Annotated in this window: 16 protein-coding genes; 3 read left to right on the forward strand and 13 right to left on the reverse strand. The window is 35.1% G+C overall.

The genetic code is table 11. The annotated features are described in order from the left end of the window. The 13 genes from gmd to ABYK18_RS00995 all read right to left on the reverse strand — a co-directional run bounded on the left by gmd (window position 1) and on the right by ABYK18_RS00995 (window position 14,225). A complete protein-coding gene (gene gmd / locus ABYK18_RS00935; protein WP_373034682.1) occupies window positions 1-1,044 on the reverse strand; it encodes a GDP-mannose 4,6-dehydratase in 1,044 nt (347 codons plus the stop codon). Next, window positions 1,037-2,485, reverse strand: coding sequence for a mannose-1-phosphate guanylyltransferase/mannose-6-phosphate isomerase (locus ABYK18_RS00940; RefSeq protein ID WP_373034683.1), 1,449 nt, complete (start codon window positions 2,483-2,485; stop codon window positions 1,037-1,039). Before ABYK18_RS00940 ends, gmd begins: the two co-directional genes overlap by 8 nt. Window position 2,486: 1 nt before the next feature. Beyond that, window positions 2,487-2,801 (reverse strand): MarR family EPS-associated transcriptional regulator, encoded by a 315-nt coding sequence (locus ABYK18_RS00945; RefSeq protein ID WP_373034684.1) that lies wholly within the window; start codon window positions 2,799-2,801, stop codon window positions 2,487-2,489. Between the two features lie 115 nt (window positions 2,802-2,916). Further along, a complete protein-coding gene (locus ABYK18_RS00950; protein ID WP_373034685.1) occupies window positions 2,917-4,128 on the reverse strand; it encodes a glucose-6-phosphate isomerase in 1,212 nt (403 codons plus the stop codon). A gap of 11 nt (window positions 4,129-4,139) precedes the next feature. Then, a complete protein-coding gene (locus ABYK18_RS00955; RefSeq protein ID WP_373034686.1) occupies window positions 4,140-4,931 on the reverse strand; it encodes a DNA ligase in 792 nt (263 codons plus the stop codon). Between the two features lie 21 nt (window positions 4,932-4,952). Continuing rightward, on the reverse strand, window positions 4,953-5,771 hold the full coding sequence (locus tag ABYK18_RS00960) for a glycosyltransferase family 2 protein (protein WP_373034687.1): 819 nt from the start codon (window positions 5,769-5,771) through the stop codon (window positions 4,953-4,955). 5 nt (window positions 5,772-5,776) lie between these two features. After that, the gene (gene mqnE / locus ABYK18_RS00965; protein ID WP_373034688.1) at window positions 5,777-6,838 is read right to left on the reverse strand and encodes an aminofutalosine synthase MqnE; all 1,062 of its coding nucleotides are present in this window, start codon (window positions 6,836-6,838) and stop codon (window positions 5,777-5,779) included. Further along, complete coding sequence (locus tag ABYK18_RS00970; protein WP_373034689.1) at window positions 6,839-8,800, reverse strand: bifunctional aldolase/short-chain dehydrogenase; 1,962 nt, start codon at window positions 8,798-8,800, stop codon at window positions 6,839-6,841. Next, window positions 8,801-9,865: an S-methyl-5-thioribose-1-phosphate isomerase gene (gene mtnA, locus ABYK18_RS00975; protein WP_373034691.1), complete on the reverse strand. Its 1,065-nt coding sequence runs from the start codon at window positions 9,863-9,865 to the stop codon at window positions 8,801-8,803. It abuts the gene before it with no gap. Next, window positions 9,855-11,081 (reverse strand): S-methyl-5-thioribose kinase, encoded by a 1,227-nt coding sequence (mtnK, locus tag ABYK18_RS00980; protein WP_373034692.1) that lies wholly within the window; start codon window positions 11,079-11,081, stop codon window positions 9,855-9,857. Before mtnK ends, mtnA begins: the two co-directional genes overlap by 11 nt. Before the next feature lie 14 nt (window positions 11,082-11,095). Next, window positions 11,096-12,295, reverse strand: a complete 1,200-nt coding sequence (metK, locus tag ABYK18_RS00985) for a methionine adenosyltransferase (protein ID WP_373034693.1) — start codon at window positions 12,293-12,295, stop codon at window positions 11,096-11,098. 75 nt (window positions 12,296-12,370) lie between these two features. Further along, on the reverse strand, window positions 12,371-13,933 hold the full coding sequence (lsrK, locus tag ABYK18_RS00990; protein WP_373034694.1) for an autoinducer-2 kinase: 1,563 nt from the start codon (window positions 13,931-13,933) through the stop codon (window positions 12,371-12,373). A 4-nt stretch (window positions 13,934-13,937) separates the two neighbouring features. Further along, a complete protein-coding gene (locus ABYK18_RS00995) occupies window positions 13,938-14,225 on the reverse strand; it encodes a putative quinol monooxygenase (protein WP_373034695.1) in 288 nt (95 codons plus the stop codon). A gap of 95 nt (window positions 14,226-14,320) precedes the next feature. On the opposite strand from ABYK18_RS00995, the gene ABYK18_RS01000 reads away from it, so the two are divergent. The 3 genes from ABYK18_RS01000 (at window position 14,321) to ABYK18_RS01010 (ending at window position 20,623) form a co-directional block, all read left to right on the forward strand. Further along, a complete protein-coding gene (locus ABYK18_RS01000; protein WP_373034696.1) occupies window positions 14,321-16,831 on the forward strand; it encodes an HD domain-containing protein in 2,511 nt (836 codons plus the stop codon). After that, window positions 16,831-18,645, forward strand: a complete 1,815-nt coding sequence (gene glmS / locus ABYK18_RS01005; protein WP_373034698.1) for a glutamine--fructose-6-phosphate transaminase (isomerizing) — start codon at window positions 16,831-16,833, stop codon at window positions 18,643-18,645. The genes ABYK18_RS01000 and glmS overlap by 1 nt, the downstream gene beginning before the upstream one ends. 124 nt (window positions 18,646-18,769) lie before the next feature. Beyond that, window positions 18,770-20,623: a GGDEF domain-containing protein gene (locus tag ABYK18_RS01010; RefSeq protein WP_373034700.1), complete on the forward strand. Its 1,854-nt coding sequence runs from the start codon at window positions 18,770-18,772 to the stop codon at window positions 20,621-20,623. The last annotated feature ends 306 nt before the right edge of the window (window positions 20,624-20,929 follow it).

A 20,929-nucleotide genomic window follows, 5' to 3' on the forward strand; every position in this document is an offset into this window, starting at 1 on the left:
TTAATTATTTAAATCATTATTCATCATATCACTAACCAAACTTTGAAGATTATACCTTAGCTCCCACCCCAATTTATCTTTAGCTTTTTTTGGATCACCTAGCAATAGATCAACTTCAGCGGGTCTAAAAAAGTCTGGATTAACTTTAACTACTGTTGATCCAAGCTCTAATTGATATTTTTCATTTCTACAAAACTTAACAATAGCTATTTCATCTACACCTTCTCCAATAAATTCAAGTTCAATACCAACTTCTTCAAATGACATTCTTACAAAATCTCTTACTGTAGTAGTTTCACCCGTCGCTATTACAAAATCTTCTGCTTTATCTTGCTGCAACATTAGCCACATAGCTTCTACATAATCTTTAGCATGTCCCCAATCTCTTTTAGCATTTAGATTGCCTAATTCCAAAATTTTCTGCTTGCCCTTAGCTATATTTGTAACAGCCATAGTTATCTTTCTTGTTACAAAAGTTTCTCCGCGTCTTGGTGACTCATGATTAAACAATATACCATTGCATGCAAACATATTATATGATTCTCGATAATTTACTATCATCCAGTATCCGTACAGTTTTGCAACACCATATGGGCTTCTTGGATAAAAAGGCGTTGTTTCACTTTGAGGTACATCTTGTACCTTTCCATATAACTCAGATGTAGAGGCTTGATAAAATCTCACTTGATGTTGAAGCTTTAATAATCTAATAGATTCCAAAATATTTAATGTTCCCATAGCATCTACATGTGCGGTGTATACTGGAACTTCAAATGAAACCTGAACATGTGATTGAGCAGCTAAATTATATATTTCATTTGGAGTAGTTTTTGAAATTATAGACATAATACTTGACAAATCTGTGACATCCCCATAATGAATAAAAAGACTTTTATTACTTAAGAGATGATTTATTCTACCAGTAGTGTTTGTAGAAGTACGACGGACAACTCCATGAACCGTATATCCCTTATCTAATAATAATTCAGCCAAATATGACCCATCTTGCCCTGTAATACCTGTAATTAAAGCTACTTTATTCATTTATATATCCATTCCTTTTATAATCATCGTCTATTCTTACTATATCATCTTCACCTGTATATTCACCTACTTGAGCCTCGATTATAACTAACAGTTCATTTGAATCATTTAGAAGTCTATGAACATCACCTGCTTTTATATATGTTGACTCATTTTGATTTAATGTGAAAGTTTTATCATTTATTGTTACTGTTGCAATTCCACTTACGACAACCCAGTGCTCATTTCTATGTTTATGTTTTTGTAAAGAAAGTCTTTTATTAGGCTTTACTTCTATACGCTTTATTTTAAAACCTTTAGCATCTTCCAAAATAGTATAAGTTCCCCATGGCCGATAAGCAGTTAAATGAATATTATGTAATTGAGTAGTTTTTTTAATCTCAGATACTACTTGCTTTACTTTTTGTGAAGAACCTTTCTTTGATACAAGCAGGGCATCTCCTGTGTCTACAATGATACAATCTTCAATATCTACTGTTACTATTTTTCGTTCATTTCCATAAACAAAATTATTTTTACTGTCTACTGATATATGATTTTCATTTATAGTATTGTTATTATCGTCTTTTGGTAACTCTTCGTATAAAGCGTCAAAACTACCTACATCTGACCAATTTATATCTGATGGTATTACCTTAACTAAACTTGATTTTTCCATTACTGCGTAATCTATACTATTTTCTGGAATATTCAGCATATCTTCACTTTTTATTCTAATTATATTTCGTATAAAAGCTTTATCTTCATTTTTAGAGGGAGCACATACCTGGTTCTTTATTGCTTTTTCACACGATTCGTAAATACCTGGTGAATATTTCTTCAGCTCATTCAAAAACAAGCCTGCTTTAAAACAAAACATTCCAGAATTCCAAAAATAATTTCCTGAATCAATATATTTTTGGGCTTCAACAATATCAGGTTTTTCATGAAAAGCTTTTACACTATATTCCATAATAGACTCACTTGCTTCACAACTTGCATCATCAGCTTCAATGTATCCAAATCCTGTTTGAGCAAACGTTGGAGTTATACCAAATGTGACAATATTATTTTCAAAAGCCAATTTTCTTGCTTTTTTGAGTACTTTTCCATATTCTGTTTCATTTTTTATAAGATGATCTGAAGGAGTTACTAAAACAATTTCTTCTGGTTCTAAAGCCATACAGGCTAAAGCAATAGCTGGTGCTGTATTTCTTCCAACTGGTTCTAGAAGATATTCATTATTAGTTTTATGTAGTTCTTCAAGTTGATCAAGGGCTAGAAAATATTGTTCTGAATTTGAAACTATAAACTGACTTTCACAAACTTTTGAGTTTCTCTCAACCGTTAGTTGAAACAATGATTTGTTATCAAATAATTTTACGAATTGTTTTGGCATAAGGGTACGGCTTATTGGCCATAATCGTGTGCCATTTCCACCACAAAGTATAATATTTGTCATTTTATGCTTGACCTTCACTTTTCATCATTTCTAGTTCAAATATTAACTCATCATACTCTTTTTTCTTTCTCTGTATAAATTTTTCGGTTAAGTTTATTTTCTCTTTCAAACCATGTTCTGTAAGTAAATATTTGTATTGGTTTTTGTTTTTGTTTGCAAAGAAATTTTCAGCCTTAATAAAACCTTTTTCTATTAAGGCTTTAAGCACATAATTAACCTTACCTATACTAAGCCCAAGCTCATTTGCAAGCGACTTTTGAGTTTTTAGTGTATCTATATTTCTTAAAACTGATAATGTTAACTCTTCGTTTTGCAAAATTAATTCTCCTATGTCTTACAATTCTTATGTTCAATATTTGAATTTTAGTATTATTTTACTTTATTATTCATTAATTTAAGAAATCATTATCCCTAACAAGAAATGATATAAACTATTGTTTCAGTTTATCTTTAAGTATAATTTTTCCACTCTCAACGCCAGGCTGATTATATGCATCTATGTACATAAACTTAGCGCATATAGAAGTCAAAAGCTCATACTCATACATTAAGCTTGCTATTGCTCTCTCACTTACACCATCTATGGTTATTACATCACATGGGATATCATTTAAGTTGTTTATAGACTCTATAGTAGCATCTGCTTGCATATTTATCAGCTTAGAAAACTCTAAATTATCAATATAGTCTAATTCTTCAAGCCCCTGTAATTTTGCAGATGGGATTCTTAAATCACTGTCAAAGTCATCTACTTTTATAACTGTGACTGTTTTATCTCTTTTTCCTTCTACAATTAACTGTAAAAAAGAGTGTTGGTCTATCGGTCCAATTATACCGATTGGCGTCAACCCTTGTCTTGTAGAATTTATATCTACTTTTCCTAAACTCTCACCCCAAAGCTGAATATACCACTTGTTAAAACCTTCAAGTCTTGAGGAGTAAGAGAAGACTACATTTATATTAAAACTGTTTTTATACTCTACAAAAAATCTTGCTTTTTTAATAAGTCTTTCATAAATATCCTTGTTGTCGCTGAGACCGAAAAAAGAATCATATATCTCCTTTGTTCCTTTTAACAGTTCATCAATATCTATACCCACAATTGCCAATGGCACTAAACCAACTGCACTAAATACGGAAAATCTGCCGCCTACATTTTTTGGAATCTCAAAAGTTTTTATATTATTAGTTTTTGCATAAGAGCTTAACTTCGAATCATTCTCCGTTATGATTAAGGTATTGTTTTCATCACACTCAACAAGAGAATTAATATATTTAAATATAGATATAGTCTCTATGGTTGTACCAGATTTAGAAATAACAATAAAAAGCGTGTCATTTAAGTCTATCGATTCTACTTTCGATTTTATGTCTATAGGGTCTGTTGTCTCTAAAAAATAGAGTTGTTTACTAAGAGTTTTTGAATGTTTTAAAAACTTATATATTGCGTATGTTCCAAGTGTACTTCCGCCGATACCTATGACTACAATATTTTTTTGTTTGACGCTTTTGGCATACTCTTTAAAAGCATCTGTGTTTTGATGAACAAGGTTATAGTAACCAATGCTTTCTTTCTCTTTTACAATCTCATTAAAGACATCTGCATCCGATATACTAGGATTATAGTTGTGTTTGTAATTCATATTTCTTCTTTTTAATATCTTTCATGTAAAAACACAGGAAATCTGGGTTTGCCTTTAGATGTTAAACCATAATATTTAAATGTAATTATAGCACCTATTTTTGGTGGATTTGTTCTTTGCTTATCATTTAATCCGCTTCCTATATTGATTATTTGTTCATTGTCCATTTTACACACTATTGAACCTACTGATTCTTTGTACTTTCCCTTACCTTTGTTATAACCGACAATTTCACACTCTTCATCACTATAGCTCTTTACTTTTAATGCGTTATTATCTCGTCCTGTATAATAATTTAGGCTTCCATCACGAACAACAACACCTTCTCCGCCCTTGTTCTCAATGTTTTTTAAAAACTCACTCAAATGCTTCTTATCTTTAACTTTTATCTGTTTTATGACTTTGAGATATTTAGTAGTCTTAACATTTTCTAATCTCTGCAAAAGATTCCCGGCTGAGTTTGGAACTTCAAAGATATTATAAGTTAAATCCATCCAGCCACTATGAGCTTTTTTTTGATTTACAATTGAAGATATGTTTGAGAAGTCACCGCGTTTACTCCAAAGCTCTCCATCTAATTCATGTTTAGGGAAATCTTTAATAAAAAAAGCAGGAGCACTAAAAACTTTTCCGCTACGTGAGATTAATTTTTCACCATTCCAATAAGCCCTGACTCCATCGAGTTTTTCACTCATATACCATGAAGTTACATTTGTGACTTTATTATAATTATTTAAAAGAAATAATTCAGGTTTATCGGCATAAAGTGAAGATATTAAAAAAAACAGTATAATTAATTTCATATTAACTTTATTCTTTGTAAATCAAACATTTAATTTCTTTATTTTATTTTCATAGTTATTAATATCTTGTATTTTAACATGTTTTATTGCACCTTTTAAAAGAAGCGTATATTTTTTAGTTAATTCATTTGTTATTTCTTTCGAGACTGAAGCTTTACTTCCTTTGTTATTGAGTAATTTTTCCAAAGCCTTGACTCTAAACCTATCCATACCCCAAAACTTCATACTAAGCTGACCTTCATCTCCGCCATATTTTATAATCAATTTTTTATCAATTAGTCCTATCTCATTTTCAACAGCTATTCTAAGCCATAAATCATAATCTTCACAAACCTCCAAGCTTTCATCAAAAAGCCCTACTCTATGAAGTAAATCTTTATGAATAACAGTTGAAGATGGAGCTATAATACAATGAGACAGACACTCTTTAAAAATACTTCCGCCAAATTTACGGTATTTCTTTGGAACCTTTATCTCAAGTGTTTCTCTTATCCAGCGCTCATCTGTATAACTCATCTGCAGTTTTGGATAGTTGAGATGAAATTCTAGATGCTCTTGAAGTTTTTGCGGATGCCACTCATCATCAGAGTCTAAAAAAGCTATCCATTCGTAGTTGGCTTTTTTAATTCCCAAGTTTCTAGCACTTGAGACTCCTGCATTATCTTGGTAAATATACATAGCATCAGGAAAGTCTTTTGTTATCTGTGAGGTTTCATCAGTTGAGCCATCATCTATAATGATAACTTCTTTTGATTTATGTGTCTGTGCATATACAGATGCAAGAGCACGTTTAAGGACTTCATATCGATTATAAGTAGGAATTACAACCGATATATCCATCTATTTTACCACTCTTTTATTTCGTTATATACGCTATCTCTCTCAACTGGAGTAAAGCCACTGTTTTTAATAAGTCCTACAAACTCTTCTAGATTAACTCCGTTTGCACTTTTTGCACCTGCTGCCGAGTTTATAGACTCTTTTTCTATCGTTCCGTCCAAGTCATTTGCTCCGAACTCTTGAGCTACCAAAGCCAGGTTTACAGTAGAGGTAACCCAGTATGCTTTTAGGTTAGGAACATTATCTAAAACGATTCGGCTGATTGCCATAGTCTTTAAAATCTCATTTGCAGTCATAAATTCTGTTACTTTTAAGTAGTTATTTTCAGTCTGATAGACAAGAGGGATAAAAGCATTAAAACCCTTAGTCTTATCTTGAAGATTACGAATTCTCATCATATGATCTATTCTGTGTTCTCTTTTTTCAACATGTCCAAAAAGCATAGTGACATTTGACATCTTTCCACGTTCGTGCCATTTTCTATGGATTTCAAGCCATTGATCAGATGTCACTTTGCCCTTACAGATATAGCTTCTTACTTTTTCATCAAAGATCTCAGCACCGCCGCCAGGCATAGAATCAACACCATTTTCTACCATCAAGTCCAGTATTTCATCATAAGTTTTCCCATACTCTCTTGCCAAGAAATCAACCTCAGCAGCAGTAAGAGCTTTTACATGTATATGCGGATAAGCGTCTTTTATCTTTTTAAATATCTCTAAGTACCATTCAAGACCAGTATCAGGATTATGAGCTGAAACTATATGAACCTCTTTTGCTCCGCGAGAATCAACATCTTTTACGATACTCATTATCTCTTCATGAGTCATAGTGTACTCATTTGGATTTTTTCTGTTTGCAGAGTATGCACAAAACTTACAAATATCTGCACACTTATTTGTAGGATTTATATGACGATTTATATTAAAGTATGTCTTCTTTCCATGAAGAGCTTTTCTCTTAGCATCTGCCAATTCACCAAGCTCAAAAAAGTCCATTTCATAAAGGCTAAGAGCTTCATCAAAGTTGATTCTCTCACATGCTAAAATTTTATCTCTTAATGTCATCTATATTATCCTATCGCTTCCGCCGTCAATAGCCACTTGCGAGCCAGTTGTCTTTGCAAATGCTTTTCCTGCCATTGCACAAACAAGTTCCGCCACGTCGTCTGACTTTATCTCTGTTTTAAGTATATTATTTGTCTTATATTCTTCCACGCTCATACCATAAGCTTTTGCACGGTTTGCTAAAACTTCATCCGTCCAAATTGCAGTATCAAATACAGCGTGAGGATGCAAAGTATTTACTCTTACACCATATTCACCAAGTTCCAGTGCTGCGATGCGAGCGAGTTGAGTTTGACCTGCTTTTGCCACAGAGTAAGCTGCCGCTCCTTTACCCGGTGCCGGAAAGTTCTTAGAAGCTACCATAACTATAGATGCATCGATTCCAAGTTTTAAAAATGGAGCTGTTTCACGAATAAGCTTTTGATGAGAAGTAAGATTGATATTCATGCTTTTCTCCCAGTTCTCATCACTAAGAGAATCTAAGTTCTCACTTGGTGTAAAGATGCCGGCATTACTCACCACTATATCGATTCCACCAAAGTTATTTACTGCAACGCTAACTGCATTTTTAATATCACTGCTTGAAGTCAAATCACATCTAACGCCTTTTGCATCAGGCTTGTTGAATACAGTCTCGACATCAGGGTTTATATCTAAAACGACAACGGCCGCACCCCTTGAGTTTAACATTTTTGCAATCGCTTTTCCGATACCGCTAGCACCGCCCGTTACAAGTGCCACTTTACCGCTAAACTCTGGAGAACTTCCGCTTTTTTTCAGTTTAGCTTGCTCTAATTCCCAGTACTCTACTTCAAAAATCTTTGCTGCACTCAGAGCTTTATATCCGCCAAGTTTTTCAGCTTTTAAGATAGCTTCGAATGTATGATCGTTTATATCTTTAATGATATTTGCTTCTTTAGCATTTTTACCAAAAGATAGAGTTCCGTTGTTTTTTAGTATTGCAAAATTTGGTGCAGGGTTTAGAAGTGTCTCGTTCGTTTTATTATCTTCAAAATATTTAATATACTCTTTTACGAAAGAAGCCAAATCAGCTTCAAAATCTTCACAAATTATTGCAGGAATACGTTTTGTTCTGATAACATGGTCAGGAGTCAATGGTCCTTGAGTCGCAATTTTTTCTATATCTTGCTTTGAGAAGTTTATTGCTTCGTTTGAATCATTTAGGATTGAGATTGTTGCACAGCCTTTTAGCTCTGACATCTCACGTCTTATTTTTGCTAACTCTAAAAGCTCTATAGTCGTACTATCTTCAACTATTTCCAAGTTGGCACCTTTAGAAGCCAGATATTTTTCAGCCTTATCAACTAACTCTATAGTCTTCTCGTAAGATTTTTTCGCGTCATCATTAAAAGTAAAAAGACCGTGATTCACAAGAACCATTCCCTCTAACTCATCCCACTTCACATCTCTAGTCATATCGTATATCAGTTTTGCAAGAACAAAGCCCGGCATGATATAAGGAATAATAAGAACTTTGTCACCGTAAAGCTCTTTTATCTTCTCTTCTCCGCCCTCTGTATTTGTGATAGTTACAACGGCATCTGTGTGAGTATGATCAACAAATTTATAAGGAATAACCGCATGCAAGATAGCTTCAACAGAAGGATTCGGAGCGGACGGGTTTGTCATAGCTAAACGCTGATATTTAACCATATCAGTATCATTAAGCTCTTTTAACTCAGCCATACGAAGCAGCATCTCCATCTTTACAGGAGCAAAACCCTCAGCTTCAATAGTCGCTAAATCCCAACCGCTTCCCTTTACATAAAGAATATCTTCTCTCTCGCCAAAAAGATTTGTAGCAGTTGATTTTACAGAAGTATTTCCACCTCCATGCAAAACTAAAGATTTATCACGTCCCAGCAGTCTTGATGTATATACTCTTAAATCTAAATCTGTTTTAAACTCTTTTGCTTCAGCGTCATTCCATAAACTTTTCATCTAATTAAACCTTTTCATAATCTCTTCATAATCTGCTTTGCAAATACCTTTATCTGTTATAAGTCCTGTAATTAATCTTGCAGGTGTTACATCAAAACCGTAGTTGATTGCAGGTGAATCTTTTGGAGTAATCAGAACTTCTCTCACAACTCCATCAGCATCCTCGCCGCGCATATACTTAACCTCATCTTCACTTCTTAGCTCAATAGGAATCTCTTTTACACCGTCTATGATATCAAAGTCAAAGGTAGATGCTGGGATAGCTACATAAAAAGGAACATCGTTATCAAATGCCGCGAGTGCTTTTAAATATGTACCTATCTTGTTTGCAACGTCACCGTTTGCACTTACACGATCAGCTCCTGTAATTACCATATCTACCATACCGTGCTGCATCAGATGTCCGCCAGTGTTATCGGCGATAATAGTGTGATTCACTCCGCTTTGAGTTAGTTCCCAAGCAGTAAGAGATGCACCTTGGTTTCTCGGTCTTGTCTCATCAACCCAGACATGAACATCTATACCGCGCTTTTTTGCTTCATAGATAGGTGCTAGTGCTGTTCCTTCATCTATTACAGCTAACCATCCAGCATTACAGTGAGTCAGAATATTTATACTTTTTTTGTTCTTTTTCTTTAAAATATCTTCAATTATGTCTGCACCGAATTTGGCAATATTTTGGCTCTCTAACGCTTCTTCATCATTAAGCTCTATTGCATATTTTTTGGCATCTGCAACTAAATCGCTAGAATCTTTTAAAAGCTCCATCATCTTATCTACCGCCCACATAAGGTTTACCGCAGTTGGACGTGATTCTCTTATAAGAAGTGCCTTTTCTCTTAATTCATCGTAGCCCTTTACTTCCATACAAGCTATGTAGATGCCAAACGCTGCGACACTTCCTATGACACCTGCTCCACGGACTGTCATATCTTTTATTGCTTCAACTATTTCATCTGTTTTTTTTAAAACTTTTGTCTCATAAGAAAATGGAAGTTTTGTTTGATCTATTACTTCTAAAAAATTATCATCATTGAGCCATAAAGCTCTGTATTTACCTTGCACTCTTAATTATCTCCAGTATTTCATCATTGCTATTTATATTGTTATATTTCATTACAAATTCTCTTGCAATTTTTAAAACCAACTCTTCTGCTTCTCGGCGCATTTTTTTATCTTCTATACCTCTTATCTCTGCAACTCCAGCTACACCAAACACTCGTCTTGCCATCTTGCAGCCAGCAAAGCCGACACTCTCTTGCAAAATTCTTTTTAAAAACTTCTTCTTGTAGTGTTTGGCTGTCTTATCATCTATATAGCCCTCTATTAAAAGAGCTGAATCTTTTTGGGCTTCCCATAGCTTTAAAAACTTACTCTCAAAAAGCTCTAATATCTCTTTTATTGTCTCTAACAAATATTCTTTAAAACCTTCATCTTTGGTTACAATTGTATGGTGCACATAATTATTTACAATATTTGCCACCAAGGCACCAATGTCAAATCCAAAAGGACCCACAAAGGCAAACTCAGGGTCAATCACAAAAGTCTCATTTTCGTTTAACATGATAGATCCTGTGTGAAGGTCACCGTGAATGAGAGCATCTGTAGAGGTCATAAACTTGTATTTCAAATCAAGCACTTTTTCTTTGAACTTCATATCCCCAAAGAGCTTTTGTGCTTGTGGATTGTCCTTTACATTCTGGGCATCATTTGTCTCATTTTGCATATATGCAAAAGTAAATACAAAATCTTCCGTAAGTTTACATAACTCGGTATTAGAGTTAAATTCATCAATTAATTTTCGTTTGGCAGTTGAGTCTAAAAAGAGAGATGAAGTTTTAAAGAGTGTCTGGGCTAAGTAAGTGGAGATATGTTCACTAAACTTTGGATATCTCTTAGCATCTGTGAGACCACCTCTTAAAATAATATGTTTACCCAAATACTGCATAACAACAATCGACATATCTTCACTTACATGATAGAGTTCAGGAACTAACTCAGGAACAATATTCTTAAACTTTGAAAGTGCTCTTATCTCATAGGTCATACGCTCACGACCCAGAGCAAACTCTTCGCCTACGCATCTAAGGTAGGGAACAGCTTGTTTGACTATAAGAGCTTTCTTTTCATCATGCATGGAGCTTACAAGATAAACATAATTTAAATTACCGTCACCTATCTCATCTGCTTTTAAATCATCACTTCCAAAGTAGTCCATGACTTTATCGACACTTTTAAGATAGGGTACTACACTGTTTATATCTAACTCTCTATACTCCATATGTGACTCCGAGATTATTTTAGTTTATTAAACACTTCCAGAGCATCCAGTTTTTCCCATGGATAATCACTCTGACCTACTTGACCGCGAGCAGCTACGTCAGCGTAAAGGAAAGTCTCGGCACTTGGCTTATCAAGTCCAAACTTAGCAGTTATCCAGTTTGGAGTAAGTGAAAAATTCTCACTTACAAAAGTTGATAGGATATCATCATCAAGACCTACTGAAACTGTTCCGTAAGTATCAACAGATACTGAAGTCGGTTTTGCAACACCGATTGCATAAGAGAGTTGAACTGAACATTTTTTTGCAAAACCCGCAGCAACAATATGTTTTGCCAACCATCTAGCAGCATATAGACCACTTCTGTCAACTTTTGTATAGTCCTTAGAAGACTGTGCACCACCACCGATAGGAGCGTAACCACCGAAGCTGTCAACAATCAATTTTCTTCCCGTTAGACCAGAATCATGCAGTGGAGAGTGGCTTACATATCTGCCCGTAGGGTTTAAGTGAATGATAGTTTTCTTAGGATCATAAAGATGAGTCGGAAGTCCTGCATCATCGATAAGTCCTTGAAGAAGTTCTCTCACTTCCTTAATGTCCATATCTTCATTTGAAGGAGCTGATACAACTATAGTGTGAATAGACTGAGGATTACAGTTTTCAAAGTTTTCTTTAGTTTCATAATCAAGTGTAACCTGAGTCTTAATATCAACCCCAAGCTTATGATTATGTTTTAGTGCATAGTGATAAACCTTGTCACATAAAACTCTTGCGTAAGTAATAGCCGCAGGCATATAATCAGCAGTCTCATTTGAAGCATATCCAAACATGATTCCCTGATCACCTGCACCTGTCTCACCGTCTTCTTGATCAACTCCCTGATTTATATCTGGTGATTGTTGATTTAGAAGTACTTGGACTTTTACATCTTCTGGAAACAGACACTGCTCTCTTGTAAAAGCACTTTTACCGTCATATCCGATACTAATTAGAGCATCTTTTACTATTTTTGTATACTCCGCATTAGTAAGGTTGGCTTTAGATGTGACCTCTCCACCTATTACTACATGCTTACCTGCTACAAATACTTCACTTGCAACTCTACTTTTAGGATCTGCTATAATAAGTCTATCAACTATACTGTCAGCTATTATGTCTGCACACTTATCCGGATGACCCGGGCTTACTACTTCACTTGTGAATAAATACATTTATTTCCTTAAATTATTATCAGCCTAAAGAGATGTCTCCCTAAAAACTAGTTTGAAAAGCAACTTTAATCTAGGCTATAAACCTGGTGCTTTCCACATTGAAGTTGTGATATTATCATCAACTAACTTTAGTTGTGCTTCATAAGCTTTTTCAAACTTGATTTTAAGCTCTTTATATATCTTATTGTTTCGCATATCCGGCTCATATAATTTATCCCAAACAACCAGTTTTTTCGCTGCATCTGAAATAGAATCATATATACCTGCACCTACACCTGCTGCCATTGCAGCCCCGAGTGCCGTCGCCTCCGTAACACGTGGTATCTTGATTTTACATCCTGTAACATCAGCCAATATCTGGGACCATAAAGCACCTCTGCTTGCTCCGCCTGCAAAAACAATAGTGTCTATTTCTAAGTCTGTAAATTCTTTAATTTTATCCAGATTTATACTTGATACTATCGCTGCGTTTTCCTGCAGACTTCTAAACATAGATGCACGGTTACAGACTTTTGGATCAATGCTTAGATTTAAAAAACTTGGACTTGCGTGATACCATTTTCCATACTTCATAGAGTCCGAAAAAATGGGGATTATTCCATACGAACCAACAGGAACTTTTGAAGCTTTTTGCTCTAGTAATTCATAAGCATCTACTCCCTGCTCTTTAGCCTGAAGTTTTTCCAGCTCACAAAAGGCATCTCTGAACCAACGCATAACCAGACCGCTAAAAAAAGTAATCCCTTCTGCCTGAGACTGATTTGGAATAACGTGAGGATTTACTCTTATACCCATATCTTTTGGAGGTTGTGTGTCACTTGCTATGTTTACAACCTGCTGCCAAAACGAACCGCCAAGAATTGCCACATCACCCACTTCTACTACACCAAGTCCCGCAGAGCCAAGCTGAACATCACCGCCGCCCATAACAACTTTTGTATTTGTCGAGAGTCCTGTTATAGCTGAAGCTTCTTCACTCACATCTCCAATAGGAGTCCCGACTTCCAAACAAGGAACAAAGATATCATCTTTTAAACCGACTTTTTGTGCCATATCTGGCATCCAGTCACGAGACTCCAAGGAAAATATTCCAGTTGTTCCGCCGTTACTCGGGTCTGTTGCTATCTCTCCGCTTAGCTTGGCTAAAATCCAATCACCTATCATAGAAATCTTGCTGACTTTTTCATAAATCTCAGGTCTATTGTTTTTAAGCCACATGATTCTTGGAAGCGCACCAAGAGCAAAGGTCTGTCCGGATGCTTTGTAATACTCCTCTTCGATACCTGGGAAATTCTCTTTAAGATATTTTACTTCTTTATCAGCCCTTGCATCTACGTTTGCCACAGCCCAGAGTTCTTGTCCGTTTTTATCATAAAGAACTATGCCCTCACGCATACTTGTAGCACTAAGTGCTACTATATCTTCACCGCCGAGCTTTGCATCCAAGAGAGCTTTTTTTATGCATCCTACTGCTAGTTCCCAGTTACTTTTAAAATCAAAACTCATAGAGTTAGGCACACCCTCTTCTGGCAAGTGAGTCCACTCCTCTTGCGCTACAGAAATTTGATTTCCATCTGTGTCAAATATTACTGCCCGGACACTTCCTGTTCCGGCATCTATGGCCATTAAATAGCTCAAAACTTTATCCTAAGATTTCTAGTTCATCACTATATTTTTCATCACAAAAAGGCTCATAGCTTGATTTGTACACTGCATAATGTGCAGATGCTTTGTGGCCGTCAAGCGCCGCTTCATCTCTCCATGTCTCAACTGCCATAAATTTTCTAGGGTTATTTTCATATTGGTAAATATCATAAAGCATACATCCGTCTTCAGCTTTACTCGGCTCAACCATCGCGCGCAAAAGCTCTTTCATTTTTGCTTCATCACCCTCTTTAGCTATAAACGTTACTCTTTTTGTAATTGTCATTATTTGTGTCTCCATTTGCTCATATTTTAATCCAAAAGATTATATCTAATTTGTTATAACTACACTATAATATAAAAAAACTTCAGGAATTTAGTTTGGACATACTGTTACAAATAGAAGATATCATAGAAAAAAACGGTTCTGATTTTGAACTTTCAAAACTTTTTAAAGCGTATATAAACGAATATAAAACTTCTCTGCCTGAGCTTTTTGAAAGTTCTCAAGGTAAAGATTTTTTAGTCAAACACACAAAAAAACTAGACTCGATCATATCTCTGATGTACAAGACCGTTTTAAGACTGGTATTTGGCAATTACCTGCCTATGAGAAGTTCTATTCCCATTGCTATCGTGGCACTAGGGAGCTACGGGAGAGAGCAGTTATGCGTTCACAGTGATATAGACCTTCTAATAGTTTACGAAGATGTCGACGGTTTCAACACTCAGCTTATCATTGAAAAACTTTTTTATCTCGCACTTGATGCCGGACTCAAACTTGGTCATAGAGTACATGAGACAACAGACCTGTTTAAAGCTGCCGGAGAAGATATTACGATTCGAACCTCACTTATGGAATCACGTTTGATTACGGGTTCGCCATTTACTTGGCATACCACGCAAAAAGAACTTACAAAGATAAGACTCTACAATCAAAAAGAGTTTATACTTGCCAAAATCAATGAAGCCCAGATACGACGCAAAAAATACTCGACTTCAATGCAACCAAACATCAAAGAGAGTGTCGGCGGTCTTCGTGATACTCAGCTTCTAGTTTGGATAGCCCAGACGATTTACGGGGTAAATAATATAAAAGATTTAAGCCAAAAGGTTTTCTCAGACGATGAATACAGAGAGTTTAGAATAGCACTAGAACTTCTGTTTCGCGTCAGAAGTGCCCTGCATCTAATCACACACAAACAAGAAGACAGACTTATTTTAGAGCACATGCCTCGCGTTGCACAAATGCTGGGCTTTAAAAATGAACAAAAGATGCTTACAAGGGTTCTTCAAGCCCAGTGGCGAATTAGTAACTTCACTCAGATATTTGTTAAAAAAATGGTCAGACCGTATATAGCTGATATGAGCTATATTAAGAAATTTAGAAAGAATCGTTTGAGCCATGGAATCTACCTTTTAGATGACAGGCTTTTTGCTTCTTATAACCTCAGTATTCAACCAATAAACATACTTCTAAAACTTTTAATATCTTTACCAGATAAGTTTTACCACTTTGATGCAGGTTTTTTAAACCAACTGACATATACAAAGATCTCTCACCCTCTTACAAAAGAGACCTATGTACTATTAAAAGAGTTACTAAGGAAAAAAACAATCTACTGCTTTTTAAAACTATTTTACGATGCAGGAATTTTACATGAGCTGTTTCCAAACTTTAGAAAAGTTCTGCATCTGCCGCAATTTGACGGATATCACCACTATCCCGTTGATTTTCACTCCATCAAATGTGTTCAGGCTCTTGAGGACATCGATGAACCATTTATACAAGAACTTTACAATGAACTCAGTGAAGATGAAAAACTTTTACTAAAAGTAGTAGTACTTTTTCATGACACGGGAAAAGGTAGAAAACAAGATCACAGTGAAGTCGGAGCGAAGCTTATAGTTCCGTTTGCAAATAAGTTAAATCTAAAAGAAGAGCTTATTGAAAGAGCAGTCACGCTTATAAAACATCATATACTTATGAGCAATGTAGCCTTTAAAGAAAACATTCATAATGAGAAGACTCTATATAAGTTTATGTCAAATGTAAAAGACACTAAAAACTTAAAACTTCTGTACATACTTACTTATGCGGATATAAACGGAGTCGGAGGAAATGCATACAATGCTTTTAACTCTAAACTTTTACATGATTTATATATCAGTGCACTTGAAGTCTCAGAAAATAGCGACAGGATAACAGATGCATCTAAACGAATCACCATAGAAAAACGCGTTAAAAATTCTGATGCTTTTAAAGAGTTGCCAAAACTTCTACAAACTAAACTTCTTCATGTAGAATCAAATCTCTTCTTTTTTAAACATACTTCGCAAGATATTGTGAACATAGCCAAAAAAGCAAAAGTGACAAAAGAGTATGACTACAACATATATGCTAAAAAATCTCTAAGTATTGAGATATACAGAAAAGTACCTTTGAATGTCGGTTACCTTTTAGCAGCGCTTAGTCACTTGGATGTAGCTTCCATGGAGATATTTACACTTTTTGACGGTATCAAATACTTTAAGATAGAGTTTATAAAAAATGTAGCCGGTGATGAACTTTTAGAAGTTGAGCAGATTGTAAACAATGCTTTTGACATGAGTAGACATGTTCAGATGAAAGAAGTAAATATTAACAAAAAAGAGATTGTTATAGATTGTGAGCACTCATTAACGCATGCAGAAGTTAATATAAACACAAAGAACCAGATTGGACTTTTAGCTTACATCATGGAGTGTTTTGAAGAACTTGGCATCAATATTGTAACTGCAAAAATCCACTCTACCAAACATAAGGTCCGTGACAGCTTCTTAATGGAAAAACAAAACGATATATGCAATAATGTCGAAAAAATTTATGAACTATTAACAAAGGGCGAGTAATGTGTGGAATTGTTGGATACCTAGGCGAAAAAAATACTAAAGAAATTTTACTTGACGGCCTTAAAGAGTTAGAATACAGAGGTTATGACTCGGCAGGCATCGCTGTTTTACAAAACGGTCAATTTTCAAACTACAAAGCAATCGGTAAACTTGTAAACCTTGAAGAAAAAACTAAAGATTTTACAACTACCGGATTTGCCGTGGGTATCGGTCACACCCGCTGGGCAACACACGGAAAACCGACAGAGCTTAATGCACATCCGCATCTGGGCGAAAGTTCTTATGTTGTTCATAACGGTATCATAGAAAATTACGCTCAGTTAAAACAAGAACTTTTAGCTGATGGAGTCACTTTTTTAAGCCAGACGGATACCGAAGTAATAGTTCATCAGTTTGAAAAAAATCTAAAAACACACAAGAATGCTTTTGAAGCTTTTTCAAAAACTATCTCAGAGTTAGAGGGGGCATACGCTGTACTTCTAACCACAAAATCCCAGCCTGATACCATCTTTTTTGCAAAACATGGTTCACCCATGCTTGTCGGTATAGACGGTGAAAATGAAAAATATTTTGCTTCATCCGATACTCCTCTTATAGGTCATGCTCATGAAGTTAATTATTTTGATGACGGTGACTACGGTTTTGTAAACTATGACGAGATATCCATATTTGATAAAGATGCCAACAAAAAAAATCCTGTTTTTACTCAACTATCTCAAAATAAGCTTTCAGCTCAAAAGGACGGTTTCCGCTTCTTTATGGAAAAAGAGATATATGAGCAAAGTGACGTAATCGCAGATACTCTAATGGGAAGACTGAGTGATGACGAAATCATATTTGATGAATTTGAAAAAAGCTTGTTTGATGGAATAAACGAGATAAAACTTTGTGCCTGCGGAACTTCTTACCACTCGGCTCTTAGTGCATCTTATCTGTTTGAGAGATATTCGAAAATAAAAACTTCTGTAGAGATAGCAAGTGAGTTTAGATACAGAGAACCTATAATGAGTAAAGATACTTTGTTCATTGCCATTTCACAAAGCGGAGAAACTGCCGACACCCTCGAAACACTGAAGATGGCCAAAAAAGCCGGATTAAAAACATTGGTTATCTGTAATGTAGATAATTCATCTATGGTCAGATTAGCAGATGCGACAATTTTAACACGTGCAGGAATAGAAAAAGGTGTAGCATCTACTAAAGCATTTGCAACTCAAGTCACAATCTTTTGGATGCTGAGTCTCTACATCGCAAAACTTCGTAGTTCCCTAAAAGAAGAAGAAATCATAAGACAGATCTCACTACTTCGTGAGATACCGGCATCCGTAAAAGTAACAGACGTTCTTCATGAAAAGCTTAAAAGACTCTCAAAAAGATATCTTCACGGGCACGGCTTCTTTTTCATCGGCAGAGATATCTTTTTTCCGTTAGCTTTAGAAGGTGCACTTAAACTAAAAGAAATATCTTATTTGCATGCTGAAGGCTACCCAAGCGGAGAGATGAAACATGGACCGATTGCATTGGCTGATCCTGAGTTATTTACAATAGCGTTGCTCCCTGAGCATCTTCATTATGAAAAATCAAAAAGTAATGTAGAAGAACTGAGTGCCAGAGATTCTACTATATGTGCTATAAGTCCAATAGAGTTTGACAAGGCCGATGACTTTATCCGCATTTCCAAATGTAAAGATTATATGTTGGAGTTCTTTGAGATGATGGTAGTTGTTCAACTTTTATCTTTAGAAATCTCAGTAAGATTGGGCAATGACGTAGATATGCCTAGAAACTTGGCAAAAAGTGTAACTGTTGAATAATATTATTAACAATATGCAACCTGTTATAAAATTTACTTATAAATATTTTATCACTTTCATTTTAAATTTATTTTTGATTAGATACTATCTATAATCTAATTTAATCTAACATAAGCGAATATACATGCAAACAAAATCTAAACTTCTCTTTATCGTAGCAATAATGCTGCTTGCCTTAACGACTGCGACAATCATAAATATATCGCTAAACTTTAGAGAGTACAGTATTAAAGGTGCTGAAGAAAAGTCTAAAATGACTGCGGCTATTGTTAAAGACGGTTTAACTGCTCATATGGTTAATGGGATGATGGATAAAAGAGAGTACTTTTTGCATCAGATATCTGCAAACAATAAAGAAGTTAAATCTCTGTGGCTTGCTAGAAGTGAGCATGTAATAAAACAATACGGTGAAGGTCTGAATGATGAGACCGTAAGAGATGAAATCGATAAAAAAGTTTTAAGAACGGGAGAGACGGTCAAAAAGATTATAGAAACTTCAAATGATATAACTCTTAGAGTAACCATTCCTTATAAAGCAACTGTTGATGGAGGAGGCACAAACTGTTTAAGCTGTCATAATGTAAAAAGGGGGGATACACTTGGTGCTATAAGCATGGAGTTTGATATCAGTGATATGAGAGCAAGCGGTATGCTTACAATTTTAAAGATACTCGGAATAAACATGCTGTTTTTAGTAGTTGTTCTTTTTCTTCTTAATCACTACGTTACGCCATATATGAAATTATTCTCTAACCTGCAAAACGGTATCAAAAAAGCTTATAGCGGAGATTTTACCCATAAGTTTGAGACTAATGTTGGAGGAGATGCTAAGAGTATAGTTGATCAAATGAATACACTCTTTTCAAAGATGCAAGAAACATTTGGAGATATCAAATACAATCTTGCCACATTTATTCCTCAAGGGTGTGTTTCATCAGCAGATCCGCTTTATGAAGCAAAAACAATTATAAATGAACTCTCTGATGTTTATAAATTTAAAAAGACTATCGAGCTTGATGCTTCTAAAAATGACGTCTACACAAGAATTGTTGACATACTAAGATTAAAATACCATCTTAAAAATTTCACACTTTATGAAATAAATAATGTTACTCATGAGCGAAAATTATTTTTCTCTACAGGTGATAATGCTTTGATATGTCAAGAAAAAGTCAATAAAAATGCCACTGAATGTAGAGCATACAGAACAAAAAGTGTTACGATTTCTACTGAATTTCCAAACCTTTGTCAAGCATGCTTATCAGAACAACAAAATTATGTATGTATCCCTTTTACTATCAATAATGATGTTTCACTATCTATTGCAGCTACAGGTGAAAGTGAAGAAGAGCTTGAAGAGATAACATCACATATCACAAGTATCAAACACTACTTTGAAGCTGCCAAACCGGTAATAGAGAGTCAGATACTAATGGAAAAACTTAAAGACACTTCACTTAGAGACGGTATGACAGGTCTTTATAACAGAAGGTTTTTAGAAGAGTTTATAGATAAATTAGTTCAGCAGGCAAACAGATCAAAAGAGACTTACTCTGTTATGATGCTTGATGTCGACTTCTTTAAAATGGTAAATGACACATATGGACATGACGTAGGAGACAGAGTAATCGTAGAAATTGGCAAAGTTTTAAAATCAAATATCCGCGGTGCAGACTTAGCTATCAGATACGGTGGAGAAGAGTTTGTAGTAATGCTTCATAATCCTAGTGATAAAGGGACTCAGGAAGTTGCTCAGAAAATTCACGATGCTTTTGGTGCCCTCTCTTTTGATGTGGGAACAGGTGAAACGCTGAAAAAGACTATGAGTATAGGAATTTCCAAATTTCCTAAAGACGGAGACACTATCTGGAAATGTATCAAGTTTGCCGATACGGCTCTTTATGTTGCAAAAACAACAGGTAGAAATAAGATTGTTAATTATGAAAAAGAAATGGGCGAAAGCGGAGATTTACGATAACCTTTCTCTCTTTACTTTTTGTGAGCAAAAAGTAAGCAAAAACTCTTGCAACGGCTTCGAGCCTCACTTTGTGAGGTTCCCAAAAAGCAGAACACAAATCCCTAAAAATCCAAAACTCACTTCGTTCAAACAATTGGATTTTCCTAACAGCATTTATTTTCTATTTTTTGGCTCTGCAGATGTTGCAACATATAAGTTAAAAAATTCAAAGAGTGACGTAGTTGCAAGGCGCTTAGAGAGGAAGTGCACTGTTGTGCATGAGAACGTAGCAACGCAACAAATGCGTCGCTATTTGAATTTTGCGAA

This window comes from Sulfurimonas sp. (assembly GCF_041563495.1).
In the GTDB taxonomy this organism is placed as follows: Bacteria; Campylobacterota; Campylobacteria; order Campylobacterales; family Sulfurimonadaceae; genus Sulfurimonas.

Excerpts from the sequence above, each read along its gene's own strand:
- gmd (WP_373034682.1), bottom strand. The coding sequence starts at position 1,044 with ATGAATAAAGTAGCTTTAATTACAGGTATTACAGGGCAAGATGGGTCA.
- ABYK18_RS00940 (WP_373034683.1), bottom strand. The coding sequence starts at position 2,485 with ATGACAAATATTATACTTTGTGGTGGAAATGGCACACGATTATGGCCA.
- ABYK18_RS00950 (WP_373034685.1), bottom strand. The coding sequence starts at position 4,128 with ATGAATTACAAACACAACTATAATCCTAGTATATCGGATGCAGATGTC.
- ABYK18_RS00955 (WP_373034686.1), bottom strand. The coding sequence starts at position 4,931 with ATGAAATTAATTATACTGTTTTTTTTAATATCTTCACTTTATGCCGAT.
- ABYK18_RS00960 (WP_373034687.1), bottom strand. The coding sequence starts at position 5,771 with ATGGATATATCGGTTGTAATTCCTACTTATAATCGATATGAAGTCCTT.
- mqnE (WP_373034688.1), bottom strand. The coding sequence starts at position 6,838 with ATGACATTAAGAGATAAAATTTTAGCATGTGAGAGAATCAACTTTGAT.
- ABYK18_RS00970 (WP_373034689.1), bottom strand. The coding sequence starts at position 8,800 with ATGAAAAGTTTATGGAATGACGCTGAAGCAAAAGAGTTTAAAACAGAT.
- mtnK (WP_373034692.1), bottom strand. The coding sequence starts at position 11,081 with ATGGAGTATAGAGAGTTAGATATAAACAGTGTAGTACCCTATCTTAAA.
- metK (WP_373034693.1), bottom strand. The coding sequence starts at position 12,295 with ATGTATTTATTCACAAGTGAAGTAGTAAGCCCGGGTCATCCGGATAAG.
- ABYK18_RS00995 (WP_373034695.1), bottom strand. The coding sequence starts at position 14,225 with ATGACAATTACAAAAAGAGTAACGTTTATAGCTAAAGAGGGTGATGAA.
- glmS (WP_373034698.1), top strand. The coding sequence starts at position 16,831 with ATGTGTGGAATTGTTGGATACCTAGGCGAAAAAAATACTAAAGAAATT.
- ABYK18_RS01010 (WP_373034700.1), top strand. The coding sequence starts at position 18,770 with ATGCAAACAAAATCTAAACTTCTCTTTATCGTAGCAATAATGCTGCTT.